Below are 19,060 nucleotides of genomic sequence, written 5' to 3'. Positions count from 1 at the left end.
TAACGTACACTAGTTAATTTTAGGGTCAATAAGAGGCACGGTTATGAAAAATGTAGCGCCTTTTCCAAGTTCTGAATCTGCCCAAATTTTACCGCCATGACGGCTCAATATCTTTTTACAGATAGCTAATCCCAAGCCTGTGCCTTCATACTCTGACTTACCATGAAGCCGTTCAAACAAACCGAATATCTTTTGCATATGAATACCATCGAAACCTACTCCATTATCTTTGAACGCAATAGTCACAAATTTTTCATCTTTATGGGTGACATCAATATCAATTTTTGGCTGTGTTCCTTGTGAAGTAAATTTGATGGAATTTTGAATTATGTTTTGTACCACACGACGTAATTGATTTTGGTCACCATAAACTTCGCCAATGTGAGCGGTATTGATAATCACGTCTTTTTCCGCGATTAACATTTCCAAATCAAGAATAACGTCTTGAATTAACTGATCAAAACTCAAATTAATGAATCCATCATTGGCACGATGAATACGCGAAAAGCTCAGAATACCTTTTATCAACGTTTGCATTCTTTGCGCTGAAGTCATCATTTTTTCGAGATAAACTTTGCCTTTATCACTTAATGTTGACTCCGAATATTCAATTCGTCCACCAAATGATTGAATCTTTCGCAAAGGTTCTTGTAAGTCATGGGAAGCAACAAAAGCGAAACGCTCTAGTTCTCGGTTAGATTCTTCAGATTTCGAGAGTGCTTCCACAAGTTCGAGTTGAGCTCGCTCTTTGTTTGCAATTTCTATTCTGAGCTGCTCTGTCCGGGCCGCCACTTTCTGTTCCAAGGTTTCGTTTATTTGCTCTAAACGTTCCGATTTAGACAGCACATAATTAACCACAGTATTTCTAAATTTTAGCGCACAAGACAACTCTATGGGTTCCCATGCCAGCGCTTGATTTTTCACATTTTCGCGCCACAACCTAAATGAACTGCGTGGCATCAGACGGTGACTACCGTCATCGAGAAATTCAATCATTTTTTCTGGTTTTCCTCCCCAATCTTTGGTTTGTTCTACTTCTTTTCTAAACCAAATAATAAATAGATTACTGACTGAGGAAACTGACAGAATAAAAACACCGCTGGCAATATCGCTGATATCTGCAAATTCGGGGTAGTCTTTACTCAATGTGTTAGTGTAATAAATGGTATCGTTGATTAATTTATTAGACGTCGCCCACTCATAAAGTGCTTCAATACGCTCAGTAGGAGGTGTTACCCCGAAACACTCGGTTTTATCTTCTAAACGCCAAGCTACACCGGTTGAATTCATCATTCGTTTTAAATTTTTTGACTCTTCACGCAACCCGTCCGTAAAGAAAATATGTTCCGCCATTTTTTCAGTAATTGAGGCGTTTAGCGAACGTACGACTGAATCTCGATGCTCGGCGTCCGCCTGCACTTTTAAGGAAATGATATATGACAGCATTAAACCAAAATAAAGCGCCACTTCGCGGGTTTCAAAATTAACAACGTGAGGTGAATAGTGATGACATGCGATTAGCCCCCATAACTTGCCAGAAACAATTAAGCTAATGGACATCGACGACTTTACGCCCATATTACGAAGATACTGACAATGTATCGGAGAAACACTTCTTAGCACCACTTGCCCAAGATCCACAGGTTGGTCTTGAGGATAGAGCGGCGATTGAATCGCATCCACATCTGCTAGTAAGCGAATTGGATTTTTTATATAAAGTTCTCTAGCCTGTTTAGGGATGTCAGATTCAGGGAAATGTTGTTTTAAAAATGAATTTAACGAGTCTACTTTGGATTCTGCAACCACTTCACCGTTATAATCTTGATCAAACTTATACAGCATCACTCTATCAAAACCTGTGATATCTCGTATTTGATCGACTGCATGCTCGAATACACTCTCAATATCGTGGGTTACCATCAAGTTATTGAGTGACAAATTAATCAAGTTCTTTACTGGATTAAACGAGACAGCATCCTCATTAATTTTAGGTTCTAATTCAATAATTAGAAATCGCTCATTAATGCTCATCACCGCATTAAATTTTTGCGCGCTAGATTGTTGAGTAAGAAGGCTTACACGTTGAGGATTGATCTCACTGAATCCATGCTCGAACTCCAGTTTCTTTAGAAGCTCTACAAAGTCGTTGTCCAGCAACTTATCTAGTGGTATTGAAACCAATTCGGTCAACGGAATAGCTGTCAACTCTGCCATATTTTCACTAACGTAATGCACACGAAAAGTCTCAGGATGCACCACTAGCAGGTAACCATGAGGCTGTATTGAGCCAGGTATATGAATTGGTTCTTTATGACAATTATCTATGGTTACATCGAATTGCTCATTCATTAAGCGCTCCCCTTAAGCAGCTTTGGATACAATGAAACGCTTTTTGCGCACCTTTTTGAATATCCAACTCACTCAAAACATTTTGTTGATGGAACATTTTGAGCGCTTCGCTAAACTCGCGCCACTTTGCTAAACGAAAATCACCGTAACTTTTGAAAAATGACAGACCTGCAGATTCACTAAGCCAATCATGTTTATTCAACCGTAGTTCAATATGCGCTCCCCCCAAGGTAGCTCCTTCCATGACATATAACATTCCCATCGCCTCAGCACTGCTGGAGGCAACAATTTCGATGTTTTGATTAACAATGGCGGGAATGGTTTGCAACTGTGACGACAAATATTCAATATCATTTTGTAACCATTGCAACTTGCTTCTGCCCGCGATTAACTCGTTAGTCTCTGGGTAGTCACGAAGCACATTTTCCATTGCCGCATAACTTGCATAAAATGCCTGTAGAATTTGCAAATAGGTATTGCAGCTCAGGTTTCTAAGAAATAGAAACCTAGACAAATCACTTTCTACTGAACGATGAAGTTCCGCTGTTTCAGTTTTTACAAATACACCAATATCCATACTTGGGTTATTAATTCGGTTATTCATTTTGTGAGTACGTAACTAGCAAAATGATGGAATTTTTCAGGGTAATATATAAATTTCTCACCATCTTTATGACTTATCATCCTTAGATTTAACAGCCGTTTCTGATTCTATTTGTTTGGGGATCACTAAGCTCATTATTCGCCACCCAGCTTTAGGTTCTAACGATTTTTTGTTCGTAATCATGCGTAATTTATTGTGACTATCAAATGCGCACAAAAGCAATAAATTACCTTCGTATTCTTGCAAATAATCTTCCATGGAAAAACTTTCCGTTAACCGAGTTGTTTTGATTTTGGCACCTTTGGCCACCCAACTTGCTAACTTTCCATAGGTAATTCCGTCCGAAAATAATCCCAATTTTTTCGCATAGGATTCTGATACTTGATGGCTAGGTCTTTGTTGTTGCTCATTATTACTTAAACCTAATACAGTTCCTTTCCCCATTTCATCTTCGAAATGAAAGGTCACCATAGGATTTAATTGGCGGTAAGGCGACATGACCAGCACTCTGCCAAATAGGGTGAAATCCAAGGTCCGTGAAGCATGTTCAGACATTGGATTACCAAAGTAAGTGGGAATATTCAGCATTCTAGCGGACCGAATAGAGTCCCAGTTTGTATCGGCTACACACACATTTACATCATTATCCATCAGTTCTTTGGCAAACATTCTACAAAATTCACCCCCTCCAAAGATCAAATACCCATTTGGTTTAGGGGCACGAATGCCAAGCCATTGGGCCACGTGAACGGCGGTTAAACTCTGCACCACAACGGTAGAAATGATCACGAGAAAAACTAAAGGTACTAGTACTTCAATATGCGCATAATTAAGCGCCTCTAACTTCAATGAAAACAAAGCAGATACTGCCGCAGCAACAATTCCTCTGGGTGCAACCCAACTTAAGAATGCTTGCTCGCGCCAATTTAAACCTGTTTTCAAGGAAGAAACCATCACCGAAATTGGCCTGACAACAAACATTATTGCCAATAAAACAATGATCGCGCCCCAGCCTACATTGAGAATGGAATCCAACTGAATCCTCGAGGCCAATAAGATAAACAAGCCAGAAATTAACAGTACACTTAAGGTTTCTTTAAATTCTAGTATGTCATCGACATCAACATCGCGCATATTAGCCAACCACATCCCCATAATTGTCACAGTGAGTAATCCAGACTCGTGAGCCATCATGTTTGAACCGGCAAATGCGCCTAACATCAAGGTAAGCACAGCGGTATTGCGTAAATAATGAGGAATGAGATTTCGTCTCAGGGCAAGTCCGAGCAAATACCCCATTACAGCACCAACACCAAGACCTATCCCTACTGTTATGCTAAATGCCCATAGAGTGTGACTCAGCGCATCCTGCGTAGAAATAATATATTCGTATACCAAGACTGCTAACAAGGCGCCTATAGGATCAATAATAATCCCTTCCCAGCGCAGAATATTTGCTAATTTATTGCTTGGTCTGACGGTACGCAGCATGGGAACAATAACGGTTGGTCCAGTCACGGTAACAATTGCACCAAATAGAAATGCCATTTCCCAAGACATATCTAAAACTAGATGAGTGATCACAGCCACTAAACACCAGGTCAAAACCGCGCCTGATGTACACAAATTTCGAACCATCGAACCGTGTCCGCGTAAATCTTCAAACCTTAGTGTTAACGCACCTTCAAAGAGAATAATCGCGACAGACAACGACACCACAGGAAACAATAAGTCACCAAAGATTTGATCGGCATTAATCACACCGGTAACGGGGCCAACTATAATCCCAACAATTAACAGAGGTAAGATTGCGGGTAGTTTTATGCGATAGGCAAAATATTGACAAAAAATGGATAACAATCCTACCAAAACCAGTCCAGCAGTAATATCAATCAAGTACTTTCCTTAATATCTTAGTTAAACTTTCCAATAATTTTCTTAATAGCTTTTAATGCCAGTATTAAGCATTTTTTAACTAAATGACGAACAGATATAGTTGTAAATGAATCAACAAATCCCATTTAAACAATAACAAATGGTAAGTAGCATTTATACAGGTTACTCAGCTTCGATACAATCCAACCGATGACCAATTAATTTACGAAAAGTGAGGCAAAAAAGTTTACAATTGCGCTTAAGTTCTAGTTGGAAATTAGTTTGTAAGATTTTGCTATCAAGATCTCAAGCATAATACCTGCCTTGAAATAGCCTTTTTGACCCCATTTTTTAACCGATGATCAAACTATCAGGTTTGATGCGATCAACATTCGATATTTTGACCGAGAAGTAAATACAGCATGATGGAACAAACAATAAATGACTTTTTAATTATTTGGGCAACTGTTGACCCAATAGGCACTATGGCGCTTTTTGCTGGGTTAACCAGTAGCCTTACGCCAGCAGAGCGCCGTAAAACAGCATTCAAAACAATAATTTATTCCAGCTTGGTACTTTTGGGAGCAATTGTAGTTGGTCAAATCATCCTAACGGCAATGGGAATTAGTCTGTTGTCTTTTAAAGTGGCCGGCGGAATCATTTTATTTCTGTTTGGAATTAAAATGATTTTTGATGATAATTCAAGCCGTAAAGAAATGGATAAAGATCATGATATGGCCGTGTTCCCTTTGGCGATTCCAGCTACTGCCTCTCCAGGAGCAATTTTAGCGGTTATCCTATTAACCGATAATTATACTCATCCTATTGAAGAACAAATTACTACCGCTTTGGTGATGTTAAGTGTATTGCTTATCACCCTTGTATTGTTGCTGCTGTCTGGAAAAATCATACGCATTATCGGCTCTGGTGGAGCCTCTATTCTTACCCGCATTATGGGGATGATTTTAGCCGCACTTTCTGTTGAGTTTGTGATTGAAGCATTATCTATTGAGAAGTGGATTAGTAGTTTCTCTTAAGTAACTAAATAAAGATCAAAAAGGAGCCTTATCAGCTCCCTTTTTATTTAAAACAACTTCACTGCTGCCCTTTGTTATTCAACAAATCCCTGATTAGCATGCACTGTCAATGGATGATAACCAGGCTTAGCCTCTTCAAATGCGCGTTTGGCAAATGCTTTACCTTCTACAGTTTTAGCTAACTCTCGATACAAAGGTTTGACTAACTTATTGCGACCAATTCCGACCAAATAACTATAGAGTCTCTCATAGGCAGGTTTATATTCATTTTTCACTGCGATTAATAACCAGCTGTGAGCAATTTCATTGTTCTTACTCGCCGTTAATTGGAAGGTACTATCAAGTTCAACCAACTGCATATCGTTTAGCTTCTGTGGCATATTATTTAAAAAGTACAGCCATTGATGAACAGTCCAATCTTGAGTATTAATCTGTTTAGCGCTTAAACTTCCCTCTAACCAAGCATCACGTACTGTATCAACTTTACTAAATGCATCTGATTCTGGCATGGGTGCTCCATCTGGAATACCCGGTTCAAAAATCCATTGATGAATACGCTCTTTGTCTAAAACATCTGCGTAAGTAGTCAGTAACGTTTGATCCAAATAGCTCACAAATTGATCGGTTGTAATACTTTTGAACGCAAAATGATTAAAATATTCAAGTAGAAACTTATCGAAATTATCTCGCCCTACTTTTTGTTCGATTTCGCGAAGAAATAAAGCGCCCTTTTCGTAAGGAATATTTGAAAATACGTCATCAGGATTACGTCCTCGTAAATCAATCGCCAGAATTTCATCATTTTCAGGTAACGCAGCAATATCGGCTTGTAAGTCTTGGTATCCCAAAACCGCTTCCATATTGTAGCGGTCTGTTCCGTAGATCATTTCCATAATCCGATAGGTTAAATAAGTCGTAAAACCTTCGTTTAACCATAGATCCCGCCAAGTCGCATTCGTCACTGTATTGCCAGACCAACTGTGCGCAAGCTCATGAGCAATTAGAGACACTAGACTTTTGTCTCCTGCAATAACTGTCGGTGTTATAAAGGATAAACGCGGATTCTCCATTCCACCAAAAGGGAATGACGGCGGTAAAATCAATAAATCGTAACGATCCCAACTATAGGGCCCATAGGTCTTTTCAGTCGCTTCTAACATACTTTCGGTGTCTTCGAACTCACTCGCCGCGGCATCAAGGATTGATGGCTCGGCGTAAACACCTGTGCGCTCGCCCATGGCTTTGAAATGAAGGTCACCTATTGCCAATGCGATTAAATAAGACGGTATAGGTTGCGGCATATTAAATTCATAAACGCCGTCTCGGGGTGTAACAGGATCATTTGCAGCACTCATTACCGCGAGCAATTCTTTAGGTGTGCGAATAGTGGCTGTATAGGTCACTCTCACCTGTGGTGAGTCTTGTAATGGAATGAAACTACGAGCATGAACAGCCTGTGCTTGGGTAAATAGAAATGGATACTGTTTACCGGCAGTTTGTTCTGGTGTTAACCACTGAGCGCCTGACGCATCTTTTGAGGTGTGGTAACTTATGCTGACTTGATTACCTTGTTCGGGCAACGTAATGTGCAGCGCTGAGCCCAGATTTGGAACTTCTTTTTGAAGCTCAAAGGCAACCGGTGTATTTCCTGAAGTCACCTCCAAAATGGTTAATCCCCGAGTATCCAAAATCAGGGTTTTCCCTTGCTCATCAACTTTTTGATAAGTAAGCGTTGCCGTGCCTATCAATTGTTTTTTGTCAAAATCTGCGGTCAAATCTAAATCGATGTGTGAAACTTTCACAACATCCGGATTAGCAAAAGAATGATAATCTTTAGCATGGTCTATTTGCGTTTGTTTTGATGTTTGCTGTGGTGTTTTCTGTGGTGTTTGTGGTGCTTTGATTTCAGCGGGTTGTTCAGGATTTGAACATGCCAGCAAAGTAGATATCCATAAAAATGCAAGATAACGAATACTTTTCATTTATTTTCCTAGTGAACTTTTTAGCTAATTGTGACATAAAACTAGTTAGAACCGAAAGCATAGCCGTTAATTTAAAGCTAGGTTAAGTGAAACATTAATTGTCGACAGGGGGAGTTATGGCTAAACAAAATGAACAAGATATTTCGACGTTTTTGGATGCGATGCAAGATGTTAAGCCCCTCCCTAAACAAGATACAGTAACCACCTTGAAAACCAAGCCAACCCTCGCACAAAGCTTAAAACGAGAGGCTTTGCAAAGAGAGTTAAATTTAGCGCAAAATCATTTAAGTACCGAGTACGTAGAACCTTTAGACCCCTACGATCACCTTATTTACAAAAAGTCGGGAGTTCAAGAAGGTGTATTTAAAAATTTACGTTTAGGCAAATACAAGATCGACGCGACCCTTAATATGCAGCAGTATAAATTTGAACAAGCTAGACAAGCACTGTTTGAAACAGTTCTGCAATCCCAACAAAAGGGTATTAGAACGTTATTAGTAAAACATGGAATAGGTTTGAATAGTCAGCCTTTCCCTGCATTTCTAAAAAGTTATGTGTACAAATGGTTACAGCAAATGCCGCAAGTTTTGGCCTTTCATACGGCGCAAAAACACCATGGCGGTTCAGCATCCGTGTATGTGCTGCTGAAAAAGAGTGAAACAGACAAAGCCACTAATCGAGAATTACATCGTAAAAAATAGCCGGTTAACAAGCCGAGTTTGATGATGTTTTGCGAAGGGTGTGTACAAGATACAGTAGTAAAGTAAAGCTAAGGTAGGCAAAGGCTACCTTAGCTGAGTAAGGTCACAATTAATCAGCCATTTTTTTGCAGATCAAATATGTTTTGCATAGGTTGCCATTTAGCGTTTTGCTGCTGGCTGTCGACTTTCTGGAAACGTTCCATCAGCCTTTCCCATTCCTGCACTTTAGGATTTTCACTGTCTAACTTAGCTTTAGTTTCAAAACTAAAGCTAGGCTTAACGTCCAACACCATCACTAAATGCGTATCAAGTCGAAAAATTTGCATATTTTCAATGCCAGAAGCGCGGATACTCTCAAGTACCTCTGGCCACACTGCACCGGGCTGATGATATTGCTCGTATAAGCGAATCAATTCATCATCGTCTTGCAATTCAAGACGAAGACAATAACGCTGATTATCCATAGGTCGGTTCCCCTTTCGCACAATGGCTATAAATGTTTTTTATCTTTTAAACTTTGTATACGTGATGTGCGCGATAACCAAATAGGCTAATCACCACAAAACATAGCAAAGGTAATAAAAAGGAGGTTTTTACTGACGGAATGTCACCAATAATAGGCGCTGCATCAATCATCGCTGCTTGCAAAGGAGGCATTAATGCACCGCCAACAATGGCCATAACTAAACCAGCAGAACCCAAACTGGCATCATCGCCTAAATCTTTTAGAGCAATACCGTAAATCGTGGGGAACATCAGTGACATACAAACTGAAATACCAATCAAGCACCATAACCCTAACATTCCGCCTAAAAATATCGTACCCAAAGACAATGTAATACCGCCTAATGCTAACAACATCAGCAGCGGACCAGGACGAATAAACCCTAATAAAAAAGTACATACAAAACGACTAATTAGAAACAGTGACATTGCCACAATGTTGTAACCTTGCGCCTCCGATGCAGTGAGGCCTACAGCGGTCATGCCATAGTGGATAATAAATGTCCAACACATGATTTGTGCCCCCACATAAAAGGCCTGTGCTATCACTCCCTCAATGTAACGACCATTAGTGAATAAGCGCCCAAAGGTTGCGCCTAATTCTTTTAGAGTTAATGGTTTATCATGGGAAATCGTGCGTGGTAATTTGCTAAATAGAAACACTAAAAACAAAATTCCTACCACCACAGCTATAGCGATGTAAGGGCCTCTTACGGTGATCAAATCAGCCGATTGCATTGCTTGATGGGCGACAGGCTGGTTTTGCGCAAATTCACTTAACGCGGCAGTCAATTTGCCGTCAACAACGCTAGGCAGCATCTCAGCATATTCAGGATGAACCGCACGCTCAGCGGCGCGGAATTCTTCTACCTGCAATTTATTTAAGATAACCGTGGATGCGACAAACATACCGGTTAACGAACCAATTGGATTAAATGCCTGAGCTAAATTAAGACGACGAGTAGCTGTTGCCGGATCACCCATAGACAAAATATAGGGATTTGCAGTGGTTTCTAACAACGCTAAACCACAAGTCAAAATACATAGTGCTGCAAGAAAGAAATTGAATTCTTGCTGGACACTGGCGGGAATAAATAATAGAGCGCCCACGGCGTAAAGCGCAAGCCCCAACAAAATACCTGATTTATAAGAATATTTACGAATAAATATCGCAGCCGGAACAGCCATGATGCCGTAGCCAAGGTAAAAGGCAAATTGCACCATACTACTTTGTGCATTGGTGATTAGAAAAATATCTTTAAAAGCTTTTACAAGCGGATTGGTTACGTCATTGGCAAAACCCCATAATGGGAAAAGCATCGCTACAAGGATAAAAGGCACTAACATGCCTTCACCGATTATGCGCGGATGAGATGTGGATTTCTGTTTTGACGCTTGTTGTGCACTAACTGCTTCGACTTGCAATGTCATATTCTTTCCAACTTAATTAATTTAAATGACAGACAGTGATTGAGTTGCCTCTAAAATTCATCGACTCAGGTGATGCAAATTATTGGTTTTGCATCTAACCCAAGACAAATCTTTTTGTAAACAAAAGCGAATTCACGCTTTTACAAAATCAATCAAAGATTCTCACAAAGCGATAACAAGGGCAAGAATTATTTTACATTTAAAACATAATTTCATATGCAAACTTAATTTACAGTTGTACTTTCGAATAAATTTATAATGACAAAAGCCAATTAGGTGCTTCGCAAATAGTTAGGAAGCATCAAATCCTAACGCGGTGGATATCTCAAGCGCTGCCTGTTTGATCAATTTATGGGCGTCGTCGATATTAGTTTGATGTGACCCATCCAGATACTCAAAGAAAGGGACAATTAACGCGGCTACTGCTTGATCTTGATAATCAAAAACTGGATAACCGATATCTTGAATCCCCTGTGCTTGCGCACTATGGATACATTCGTAACCTTGACTCAGAACTTTTCTAACCATTTTATCCAAATTAAAGTCAAGATCAGTAGAGTGATGTGCAGGAATACGACTTAACATTTGTTCGCGAGTATGTTGGTCTGCAAATGCCAACAACAAGTGTCCTGAACAGGTGTTCATTAAAGGTGCTTCAGCGCCCAAACGCACACTAAATACCCTTTCTGATGGTGAATCCTGCTGTACGACTACGTGCCCTTTACCTTCATAATATATGACTAAATGGCAAGATTGCTCTATCGCGTAGGACAAGCGTTGTAACACCGGAGTCGCAACACTGGTCAAGCGTTTAACGGGCGGGAAGCGATGGGCTAAACCAAACATTTTTAAGGTTAGCATGTACCTGTCACTGCCCGGTTGAAGTGAAACATAACCACGTTGTTCCAACACCACTAACATCCTAAATAACTCGCCGACTGATCTATTTAGCGTTTTGGTAATCTCACCAATGTTCATGCCTTCAGCTTGATTGGCTAGCAGCTCCAGAATATCTAACCCTTTCTCAAGTGCTGGGGCACTGTAAGTTTTGCGTTTAGAGTTTTCTGATTTGTCAGTCGCTTTTGTCATTTTTGTTCCCTGTTTAACCCTTGGTAATATTTGTTCTGCAGCATAATGCTTTACATTTTTTGTAAGAACAAGTCTGTTTTTTGCAAACGTTATTATTGCTTATTTAACTAACTAGGCGTCAGACTCGTTAGATTAATAGCTACATTCCCTTTGATTATAAACTATCAATTTTGTTGAATAGAGTAGATTTCAAAACCCGTAGAGTCTGACCTTTTAAAACAAAATCAACTTTGAGTTAATTTGAAAATAGTTCACTGCTTACTGTGTATGTCTGATTTTCCTTATGATTTTCATCAGTGACCAACACCTGCAAATTAACAAACCAGTGACGGACATCCAAAGGAAGTGCATCAAAGGTTGCAATATATTGCCCGGGTATCGAACTAGGCGTCACTAAGTTAGTGTCAGCTTGAGTCCATGAGGCTTTACCTGTATGTCCTTGGTCTGCTGTATAGTGAATTGTCGCTTTAGCGACTTGATAATCTTTGTTATCTAAATTGATCGAAAATTCAGCTTGAGCTTTGCCAGAGTTGAGCTGTTTAACTGAAAGCGATTTAGCCCAGACTGTGCCTTGACGCACAATCTGTCTAGCAAAAAGATAGGATTCAGGCTGATCCCAACCAAGCTTGTGTCCATGCCTAATTCCCGGCTTGATACTCACTGAATAATCACCGCTTAGTTGCTGATATGTACTCGCCTGCGCATCGAGTGCAAAATGTTTGTCGTCACGCCATGTCAACCAAAGAGAAGGTTGACGATAATTGCTTATGCGATGTCCGGGCTCCCATGTATTTTGGTATGCAGAATTTCCCATTAAGGCTTGCTGATATTGATTCTGCATCCCATCAAGAAAACCGCAACCATATATGGGGATAGAAAAGTCGAAGCTACCGTCAAATCCCATGACGGTTGAAGTAATGACCCCGCCCCAAGATATTCCGGTCAGGCCAATATGTTGCTTATCAATATCCGCTTGTGCGGTCAAAAAGTGTTTAGCTCGAATTACCGCCGACACAGCATGAAACATCCATTGATCTTGCAGTGGTCTATCAGAATCTGCATAAATTCCTTGTCTAGAAGGGCCAGAACCTAGATGTTTTTGCCACCTCAAAGTGTCATTGATTTTTGCTTCTTCAAGATCATCGGCGGGAATGTCAGTTTGCCCTTCCACAGCGACAGAAATTGCCGCAAAGCCTGCATCATTCCATTTATCAACCCAATTTTTAAAGGCTGTCCCCCCTCCCCCATGCACTAAAACCATGCCAGGGGTTTTACCCGATGGCGTTGTCAGTGGGTGTTCTGGAAACTTATAAAGAGCAAATATTTTAGTGGTTTTACGTTGTCCACTTTTATCGGTGTAGGGTTCACCTTCTAAGTAGAGTTCAAGCATGCCATCAGCGCGTAGCTTTGATGATACAACCTGTGCAACATGTTCTTTAGCCAGTTTGGAAAAGTACATGTCTACATTTATATTAGCGCCAGTATCCTCCTGCTGTATTGCCTTGCAGCCATGTAAAAAACCACTAAAAATGACAACAACTGCGAACCTCCTAAAACTTGTCGTCACTGCATCATCTGCGAATATTTTATGGGAAATGAAATTAATAATATGGCGTAGATGAAAGTATCGCCCACTTCGTTTGGTAATCTGCCAGCATAAGTCTGTGGCATTGATACTGGTAAAGTGACTATGAATCTTCATGTTGACCCCAGGTAATTTTGGCGGTTTTGGTATCGATATTGACGACAACAGAAGCATGCTCAAACTCTCGTGTATAAGTCCACCCTTCTTGCTTCGCATCAGATAAGGGGGCGCCGAGTTTTCGATCTAACTCAGGATACCACTGCAATGCGCCATGATGATCGCGGTAACCCCAAGTGTTATTAAAGTAAGAATAAGGCTGAGCAATGACTAAAAAACAGGCAAGGGGGAAATCAATGGCCTTTTTGGCCAGTTCATACAGTTCTTTTTCTGGCTTTTTCATCATTTGCTTGTCAGTAAAATTAAATCCAGGCCAAGCTTTGAAAATGACAATTTTTCCGGTTTTCGCGGCCTGCATCATGCGTTCCATGTCCAGTTGAATCATCTCCTTAGAACGACTTTGAAACTGATCAAAATGCTCAACTATGACTCCATTTGCATGATTGAGATAACGTAAACCACCGTCTTCCCAACCTCCAGGAATAGAACGAATACCGTTATAAATGATAAGTTTTTCAGCACCAAGGGTAGCGCTAGTTTCATCCAATAATTTGATGACTCCCTCTTCTAACGCTTTAAAGCGAGCAGTGCCAAGTCTTTTTGCGCTCACCTCAGGCTTGATCGAGATCTGTGGTAATGCGTCAATAAAGACGCCATCTAATTGCCCCTGTTGAATGGCATCGTTGGCAACTTTTATCCACCAGCTTCGCACTTCAGGATTGGCTAGATCATACTTTTTCAAATGTCCGCGTTTGAGGTCCAATTCGCCACTTTTAGTCTTAATTGCGCCGTTTTTTATTTTTGAAAATGTGTCATGAGCGTCATACAGCGAATAATCAAGTAACCCATTCCAGTAAAACAGTACTTTCATATTCGGGTTGAGCTGTTTTAATGCTTTCGCCCCAGCAATAATGCCCTTTTCAGAGCTGCCATGCTTTTTTAATCCATGTCCTTTTTCCAATGTGACAAAGTCATAGTGGCTAGCAATAAACAGGTTCTCTTCATGGCTAAGGTCTCCCTTTGTGCGACCAAAATGAGCATAAACAGGAACAGTATCCCAATTAAAGTTAGGGTAAGCACTGGTGACTTGAGACTGTGACGGATTGTTTGATAATTGAGAAGCATGGGCCTCACGAAGCGCACCAGATAAAAACGTTGCCATTAATATAAAGCAGATTAGAGTTGATGTTTTAATCTTCATTTTAACCTTTAAAAAAACCATAGCGGCATCTCGTTTGCTGTACCTTTTGCTATTAATCAGTAATAAACTATTTGTACACAGATGCGATTAGATGAGGTATTCCTAACTGCTTCTAAGGGTTATCTATTCTTAATTAACACATTTTTAAGCAGCCTATCCAACAAAAAATTAACATACACGATTAATTTCATATACTCAATATAATTTTATATTTGAAATATCACTACGAATATAGAGGTAGTTGTTGAACTAAGTCTACTAAAGTGTTCAAAATTTATTGTGCTAATACAGCGCAAAAAAACAAATAATTGACAAAATCATAACATTCCAATAAATTCCACATATAATATTTTGTTTTATATTTAAAATGAGGTATCACTATTATGAGTTCAGGTTTTTGCAGATGAATGCACTGAGGCTTGAGTGGTTTGAGTGGTTTGAGTGGTTTGAGTGGTTTGAGTGGTTTGAGTGGTTCGCTACAGTAAGCAGAAAACCATTTTATCTGTACAGCTCTATATTAAGGTTTTTCTACGTGAAAATAACGCCTTCAGGATTGTCATAAATGAATTTTTTCTGGCTAACAACGATAAAATTAGCATGTATCGCATTATTACTGTCTCCTTCAGTACATAGCGTTGTACATAATAGTTCAGTCGTTTCCACACAAAGTTCGGACTTAAAAGTAAGCTTGGATGTTGATTACGCTGAGTTCTTAAAGCAACAAGATTTAGTTTGGGATCGGCTACCCGATAGTTGGCCAGTCGCGCCTTTTAGCGGTAACGGAAATATCGGCTTTTTGTTCTATCAGTCCCAAAGTGATAAAGACAACAGCATTTCCTTGCATGTTGGACGACACGATTACTATGACCACCGTTTACCTCACGACGGAAAAGAAATGCCATGGATATATAGAGGCAGACTACCTTTAGGCCATTTTAAACTGACTTCTATCGGTAAGATCACTGATGTGGATCTTAGATTAAGCCTCTGGGATGCTGAACTCACCGGAACAATTAGTACAAGTCGAGGCAGCTATTCAGTTAGAGGTTTAACCCATAGCCAAAGGGATATTATTTATTTCGAAACGGATGCTAAAGACGGAGAATCAATCACCATTAGTTGGCATCCAGACGTGCCCTTCCCTTCTGTGCGAGCATTTTTAGACGATGGTATAGGCCCTAAGTCGTCCTATTGGGATGAGATGCGAACTGCACCTATGCCGATGCCTCCAGCAGCAACCGAAATAGAATCGGACGGCTTTACGTTTAGCTTTCAGCCTTTGTATCAACATAGAGGCGAAACAACAACTGGCTGGGAAGTCACAGGTAAAGCAGATGGCCAGCAAGCTTTATATGCGAGTATTCACCATAGTTTCCCAGAAAAAAACAGTTTGCAAACGGTCAAGGAAAACCTTCAAAAAGCACGTAAGACGGTCCAAAACGAGCAGTTTATTTCTTCACATCAACAGTGGTGGCACAACTATTATCCGCAAAGTTATTTAAGTATTAGCGAGCCTGAGAAACAAGCATTTTATTGGATTCAAATGTACAAGCTAGCGTCTGCCAACCGGGGAAATGGTCCGCTACTTGATTTAATGGGGCCTTGGTATCATAAAACCTTCTGGCCAATGGTCTGGGGCGATCTTAACGTGCAGCTAATATACTGGACACACCTCACCGCAAACCGAATGTCTTTGGGTGATTCTTTAATAAATAATATTAATAAGTACGCAACAAATTTAACCAAAAACGTTCCTGTGGATTGGAAAGACAGCGCTGCAGTAGGTGCATTATTTCCACAAGACATGGTTTCTGACAACGCTCGAAAAGTACCAGATATGTTGGCTTGGTTACTTCACGACTATTGGCTACATTGCGAATATTTAGCAGATGATAATTGCATGCGAGACGGACTGTTTCCGATTTTACGTAAAACCGTAAACAGCTATCGCAATTACTTGGACGAAAACCCCGTCCCTTCAAAAAGTGGCACAATACACATAAAACATAGTTGGTCCCCTGAATATAAACCAGGCCATGGTCAAGATATTAACTTCACAATCGGGCTGATGCGCTGGAGTTTACAAACGCTAATCGATCTCAACCAAAATTATGATATACAAGATCCGCTAGCCGACGAATGGCAACATATCCTAGATAATATAGTTGGATTCCAAATTGATGAAAATGGGTTGCGAATAGGTAAGGATATTCCGTTTAGTAAACCCCATCGTCACTATTCACATTTATTACCGTTTTACCCTCTGGCGGTGATCACGCCAGAAAAACCTGAAAACAAGCAATTGTTGCGCACCAGTGTCGATCATTGGCTAGAAACTTCAATGAATAAAAATATTAAAATAGATGCTATGCCGGTAACCGGTTATACCGCAACTGGCGCAACTTCGATTTACGCGATGTTAGGTGATTCAGTAAAAGCGTATCAATACCTCGATTATTTTATTCAGCACCAGAATGTTTCCCCCACCACAATGTACTCAGAATCCAGAAACTATCCTGTAATTGAGAGCCCATTATCCTACGCTACATCGGTACACGACATGTTATTGCAAAGTTGGGGCGGCAAAATTCGAGTATTTCCAGCAAGCCCTGCGCATTGGCAGGAACTCGCCTTTTATCAACTTCGTACACAAGGTGCGTTTTTAGTTAGTGCCAGTAAACAACAAGGCATAACCCAGTTCGTTGAAGTACAAAGCCTCGCTGGTAAGCCTTTGGTGATTCAAACAGACATTGATAACCCTAAGATTTATATTCAAGGTAAACTTGCTAACGAAACACAAGCGTTTCGTGATGATTCTGGTTTTTATCAGATAAAACTCAGCAAAGGCGAGCGCGCGATTTTAACCAAAGCAAACATCGAAAACACCGCGTTAAGCATTAAGCCAACCCCAATCAATCCTGAGGAATGGAATATGTTTGGCTTAAACGAAAAAACCAAACGCCTACCTGGCCATCACTATTACTACAAGAGGTAAATACCATGCGTCGAAATTCAATATTCTTATTCCAGTGTTTATCTCTTGCCTGCACACTCACAATGAACATGCCAGCGTTTGCTGAATCCACAACATCAACCCCCCTTAGTAAAGAAAACAAGCAACCAAACGTGATTTTCATTTTTACTGACGATCAACGTTTTAATTCTCTGACTATGACGGGCGATCCACTATCGCCCACTAAGCACATCGATCAGTTGGCTAAAGAAGGGGTTTTCTTTGATAACGCATTTATTACCAGCCCAATTTGTGGCCCCAGCAGAGCGAACATGTTTACAGGCCAATGGGAGCGAAAAAACAAAATTGGCTTTCATTCCATGTCTAAAAACGTAATTACTGAAGAAGTTTTTAACAATAGTTGGTTAATGCAGCTTAAAAAGCAGGGTTACTCCACAGCCTTTATTGGCAAACACCATACAAAAATAGCTGATAAAAACGACAGTCCTTTACGTAAAAATATCGATTTTTCATACTTTGCATCTGGCCATTTGGGTTTTCATCTTAAACGCCATAAAACCTTCTCAAATTTGAAAAACAAAACACAAATTGAAGGCTTAATGGAGGCGACTCAAGCCTATTTATCGCAAAACGAAGATTACGATTATTTTTATGAAAATGCCGAACCTTCGACGAAAAGAAGTATACACCGCAGAGATCCCAATAAGCCCTTTGCTGCGTGGATTAACTTTAATTTACCCCATGCTTCTAGCATTGGCACAATGGGTAAATTGGAAAGCGACCCTGTTATCTATAAGACGCTATTCCAAGATAAAGTTGATCAAATTGACCTACCAGCGGGCTATCCTGTGCCTATTAGCTTGCCTAAAGATGTGTACGCCAGTACTGACCTAATGAAATATTATGTCACTGAAAATAAACCTAAATTGTTAAATGACAAATTAAAGATGGCGCGGGCTGTATACGCCATTGACCAGTTTGTTGGACAACTACGTCAACTATTAAAAACGATCTCTGAAGATGAAAATACTATCATCGTTTTCGCTTCAGATAACGGCTTGTTACTTGGTGAGCATGGACTTGGTGGAAAAACGATTCTGTATGACGAGTCTGTGCACGTCCCGCTTATTATCTACTCTCCTTTCTTCGACACTGACATCCAAGGCAAGCACATCGATGACTTAGTGGTTGGGCAAGATATAGTGGCAACGCTTTTAGATATGGCTGGCACCGATGTCCCATCTTCATACCAAGGTAAAAGTTTAGTTCCACTGATAGAAGAAACGAAAACAGAATCGTCATGGAGACAAGATATTTTTCTTGAAAACTTGTTTACCGACCAAGGCTATCCAAGACAAGAAGGCGTGCGCGATAAAAAATTCAAATACATTCGTTCGTTTAGTAAGAAGCAAGACAGAATGCGGTATTTGCCACAACAGTCTTTTGCTAGCAATGAAGAACCTATTTATGAAGAGTTATTTAATATAGTGGCGGATCCTAATGAATTGACCAATCTAGCTAAAGATCCCAAGTACGCAAAACAGCTTGAGTACTATCGAACCAGAGCACAGACATTAGTAAAAGAACTTTATTGATAATGAGATTAAACGC

13 protein-coding genes are annotated in these 19,060 nt (G+C 40.1%); 4 read left to right on the top strand and 9 right to left on the bottom strand.

All coding sequences use genetic code 11. The features are described 5' to 3' along the window. Positions 1-9: 9 nt before the first annotated feature. The 3 genes from KO530_RS09760 to KO530_RS09750 form a co-directional block, all read right to left on the bottom strand. Positions 10-2,349: an ATP-binding protein gene (locus KO530_RS09760; RefSeq protein WP_216048227.1), complete on the bottom strand. Its 2,340-nt coding sequence runs from the start codon at positions 2,347-2,349 to the stop codon at positions 10-12. After that, entirely contained in the window at positions 2,342-2,953 is a 612-nt protein-coding gene (locus KO530_RS09755; protein ID WP_216048226.1) for a biliverdin-producing heme oxygenase, read from the bottom strand. Before KO530_RS09755 ends, KO530_RS09760 begins: the two co-directional genes overlap by 8 nt. 66 nt (positions 2,954-3,019) lie before the next feature. Further along, entirely contained in the window at positions 3,020-4,849 is a 1,830-nt protein-coding gene (locus tag KO530_RS09750; RefSeq protein WP_216048225.1) for a cation:proton antiporter, read from the bottom strand. A gap of 401 nt (positions 4,850-5,250) precedes the next feature. Here KO530_RS09750 and KO530_RS09745 point away from each other — a divergent pair, with 401 nt between their 5' ends. After that, complete coding sequence (locus KO530_RS09745; protein WP_216048224.1) at positions 5,251-5,865, top strand: MarC family protein; 615 nt, start codon at positions 5,251-5,253, stop codon at positions 5,863-5,865. Between the two features lie 74 nt (positions 5,866-5,939). On the opposite strand, the gene KO530_RS09740 is transcribed toward KO530_RS09745, so the two are convergent. Continuing rightward, positions 5,940-7,847: a M1 family metallopeptidase gene (locus tag KO530_RS09740; protein WP_216048223.1), complete on the bottom strand. Its 1,908-nt coding sequence runs from the start codon at positions 7,845-7,847 to the stop codon at positions 5,940-5,942. A 116-nt stretch (positions 7,848-7,963) separates the two neighbouring features. Between KO530_RS09740 and smrA the strand changes: the two genes are divergently transcribed. Next, the gene (gene smrA / locus KO530_RS09735; protein ID WP_216048222.1) at positions 7,964-8,548 is read left to right on the top strand and encodes a DNA endonuclease SmrA; all 585 of its coding nucleotides are present in this window, start codon (positions 7,964-7,966) and stop codon (positions 8,546-8,548) included. Positions 8,549-8,661: 113 nt separating this feature from the next. Here the strand turns inward: smrA and KO530_RS09730 are convergent, their stop codons facing one another. The 5 genes from KO530_RS09730 to KO530_RS09710 all read right to left on the bottom strand — a co-directional run bounded on the left by KO530_RS09730 (position 8,662) and on the right by KO530_RS09710 (position 14,475). Then, positions 8,662-9,012: an L-rhamnose mutarotase gene (locus KO530_RS09730; RefSeq protein ID WP_216048221.1), complete on the bottom strand. Its 351-nt coding sequence runs from the start codon at positions 9,010-9,012 to the stop codon at positions 8,662-8,664. Between the two features lie 46 nt (positions 9,013-9,058). After that, positions 9,059-10,483, bottom strand: a complete 1,425-nt coding sequence (gene fucP / locus KO530_RS09725) for an L-fucose:H+ symporter permease (protein WP_436792298.1) — start codon at positions 10,481-10,483, stop codon at positions 9,059-9,061. A gap of 291 nt (positions 10,484-10,774) precedes the next feature. Further along, on the bottom strand, positions 10,775-11,572 hold the full coding sequence (locus KO530_RS09720; RefSeq protein WP_216048220.1) for an IclR family transcriptional regulator: 798 nt from the start codon (positions 11,570-11,572) through the stop codon (positions 10,775-10,777). Positions 11,573-11,807: 235 nt separating this feature from the next. Further along, positions 11,808-13,274, bottom strand: a complete 1,467-nt coding sequence (locus KO530_RS09715; RefSeq protein ID WP_216048219.1) for an alpha/beta hydrolase family protein — start codon at positions 13,272-13,274, stop codon at positions 11,808-11,810. Continuing rightward, the gene (locus KO530_RS09710) at positions 13,261-14,475 is read right to left on the bottom strand and encodes a putative glycoside hydrolase (RefSeq protein ID WP_216048218.1); all 1,215 of its coding nucleotides are present in this window, start codon (positions 14,473-14,475) and stop codon (positions 13,261-13,263) included. Before KO530_RS09710 ends, KO530_RS09715 begins: the two co-directional genes overlap by 14 nt. Positions 14,476-15,037: 562 nt before the next feature. Between KO530_RS09710 and KO530_RS09705 the strand changes: the two genes are divergently transcribed. Both KO530_RS09705 and KO530_RS09700 read left to right on the top strand, forming a co-directional pair. Further along, on the top strand, positions 15,038-17,470 hold the full coding sequence (locus KO530_RS09705) for a glycosyl hydrolase family 95 catalytic domain-containing protein (protein ID WP_216048217.1): 2,433 nt from the start codon (positions 15,038-15,040) through the stop codon (positions 17,468-17,470). Positions 17,471-17,475: 5 nt separating this feature from the next. Beyond that, positions 17,476-19,044, top strand: a complete 1,569-nt coding sequence (locus tag KO530_RS09700) for a sulfatase-like hydrolase/transferase (protein ID WP_216048216.1) — start codon at positions 17,476-17,478, stop codon at positions 19,042-19,044. Positions 19,045-19,060: the final 16 nt, after the last annotated feature.

The organism is Aliiglaciecola lipolytica, from assembly GCF_018860635.1.
Taxonomy (GTDB): domain Bacteria; phylum Pseudomonadota; class Gammaproteobacteria; order Enterobacterales; family Alteromonadaceae; genus Aliiglaciecola; species Aliiglaciecola lipolytica_A.
The sequence above is the reverse complement of the archived record's forward strand: the minus strand, read 5'-3'. Positions and strand labels throughout refer to the sequence as shown.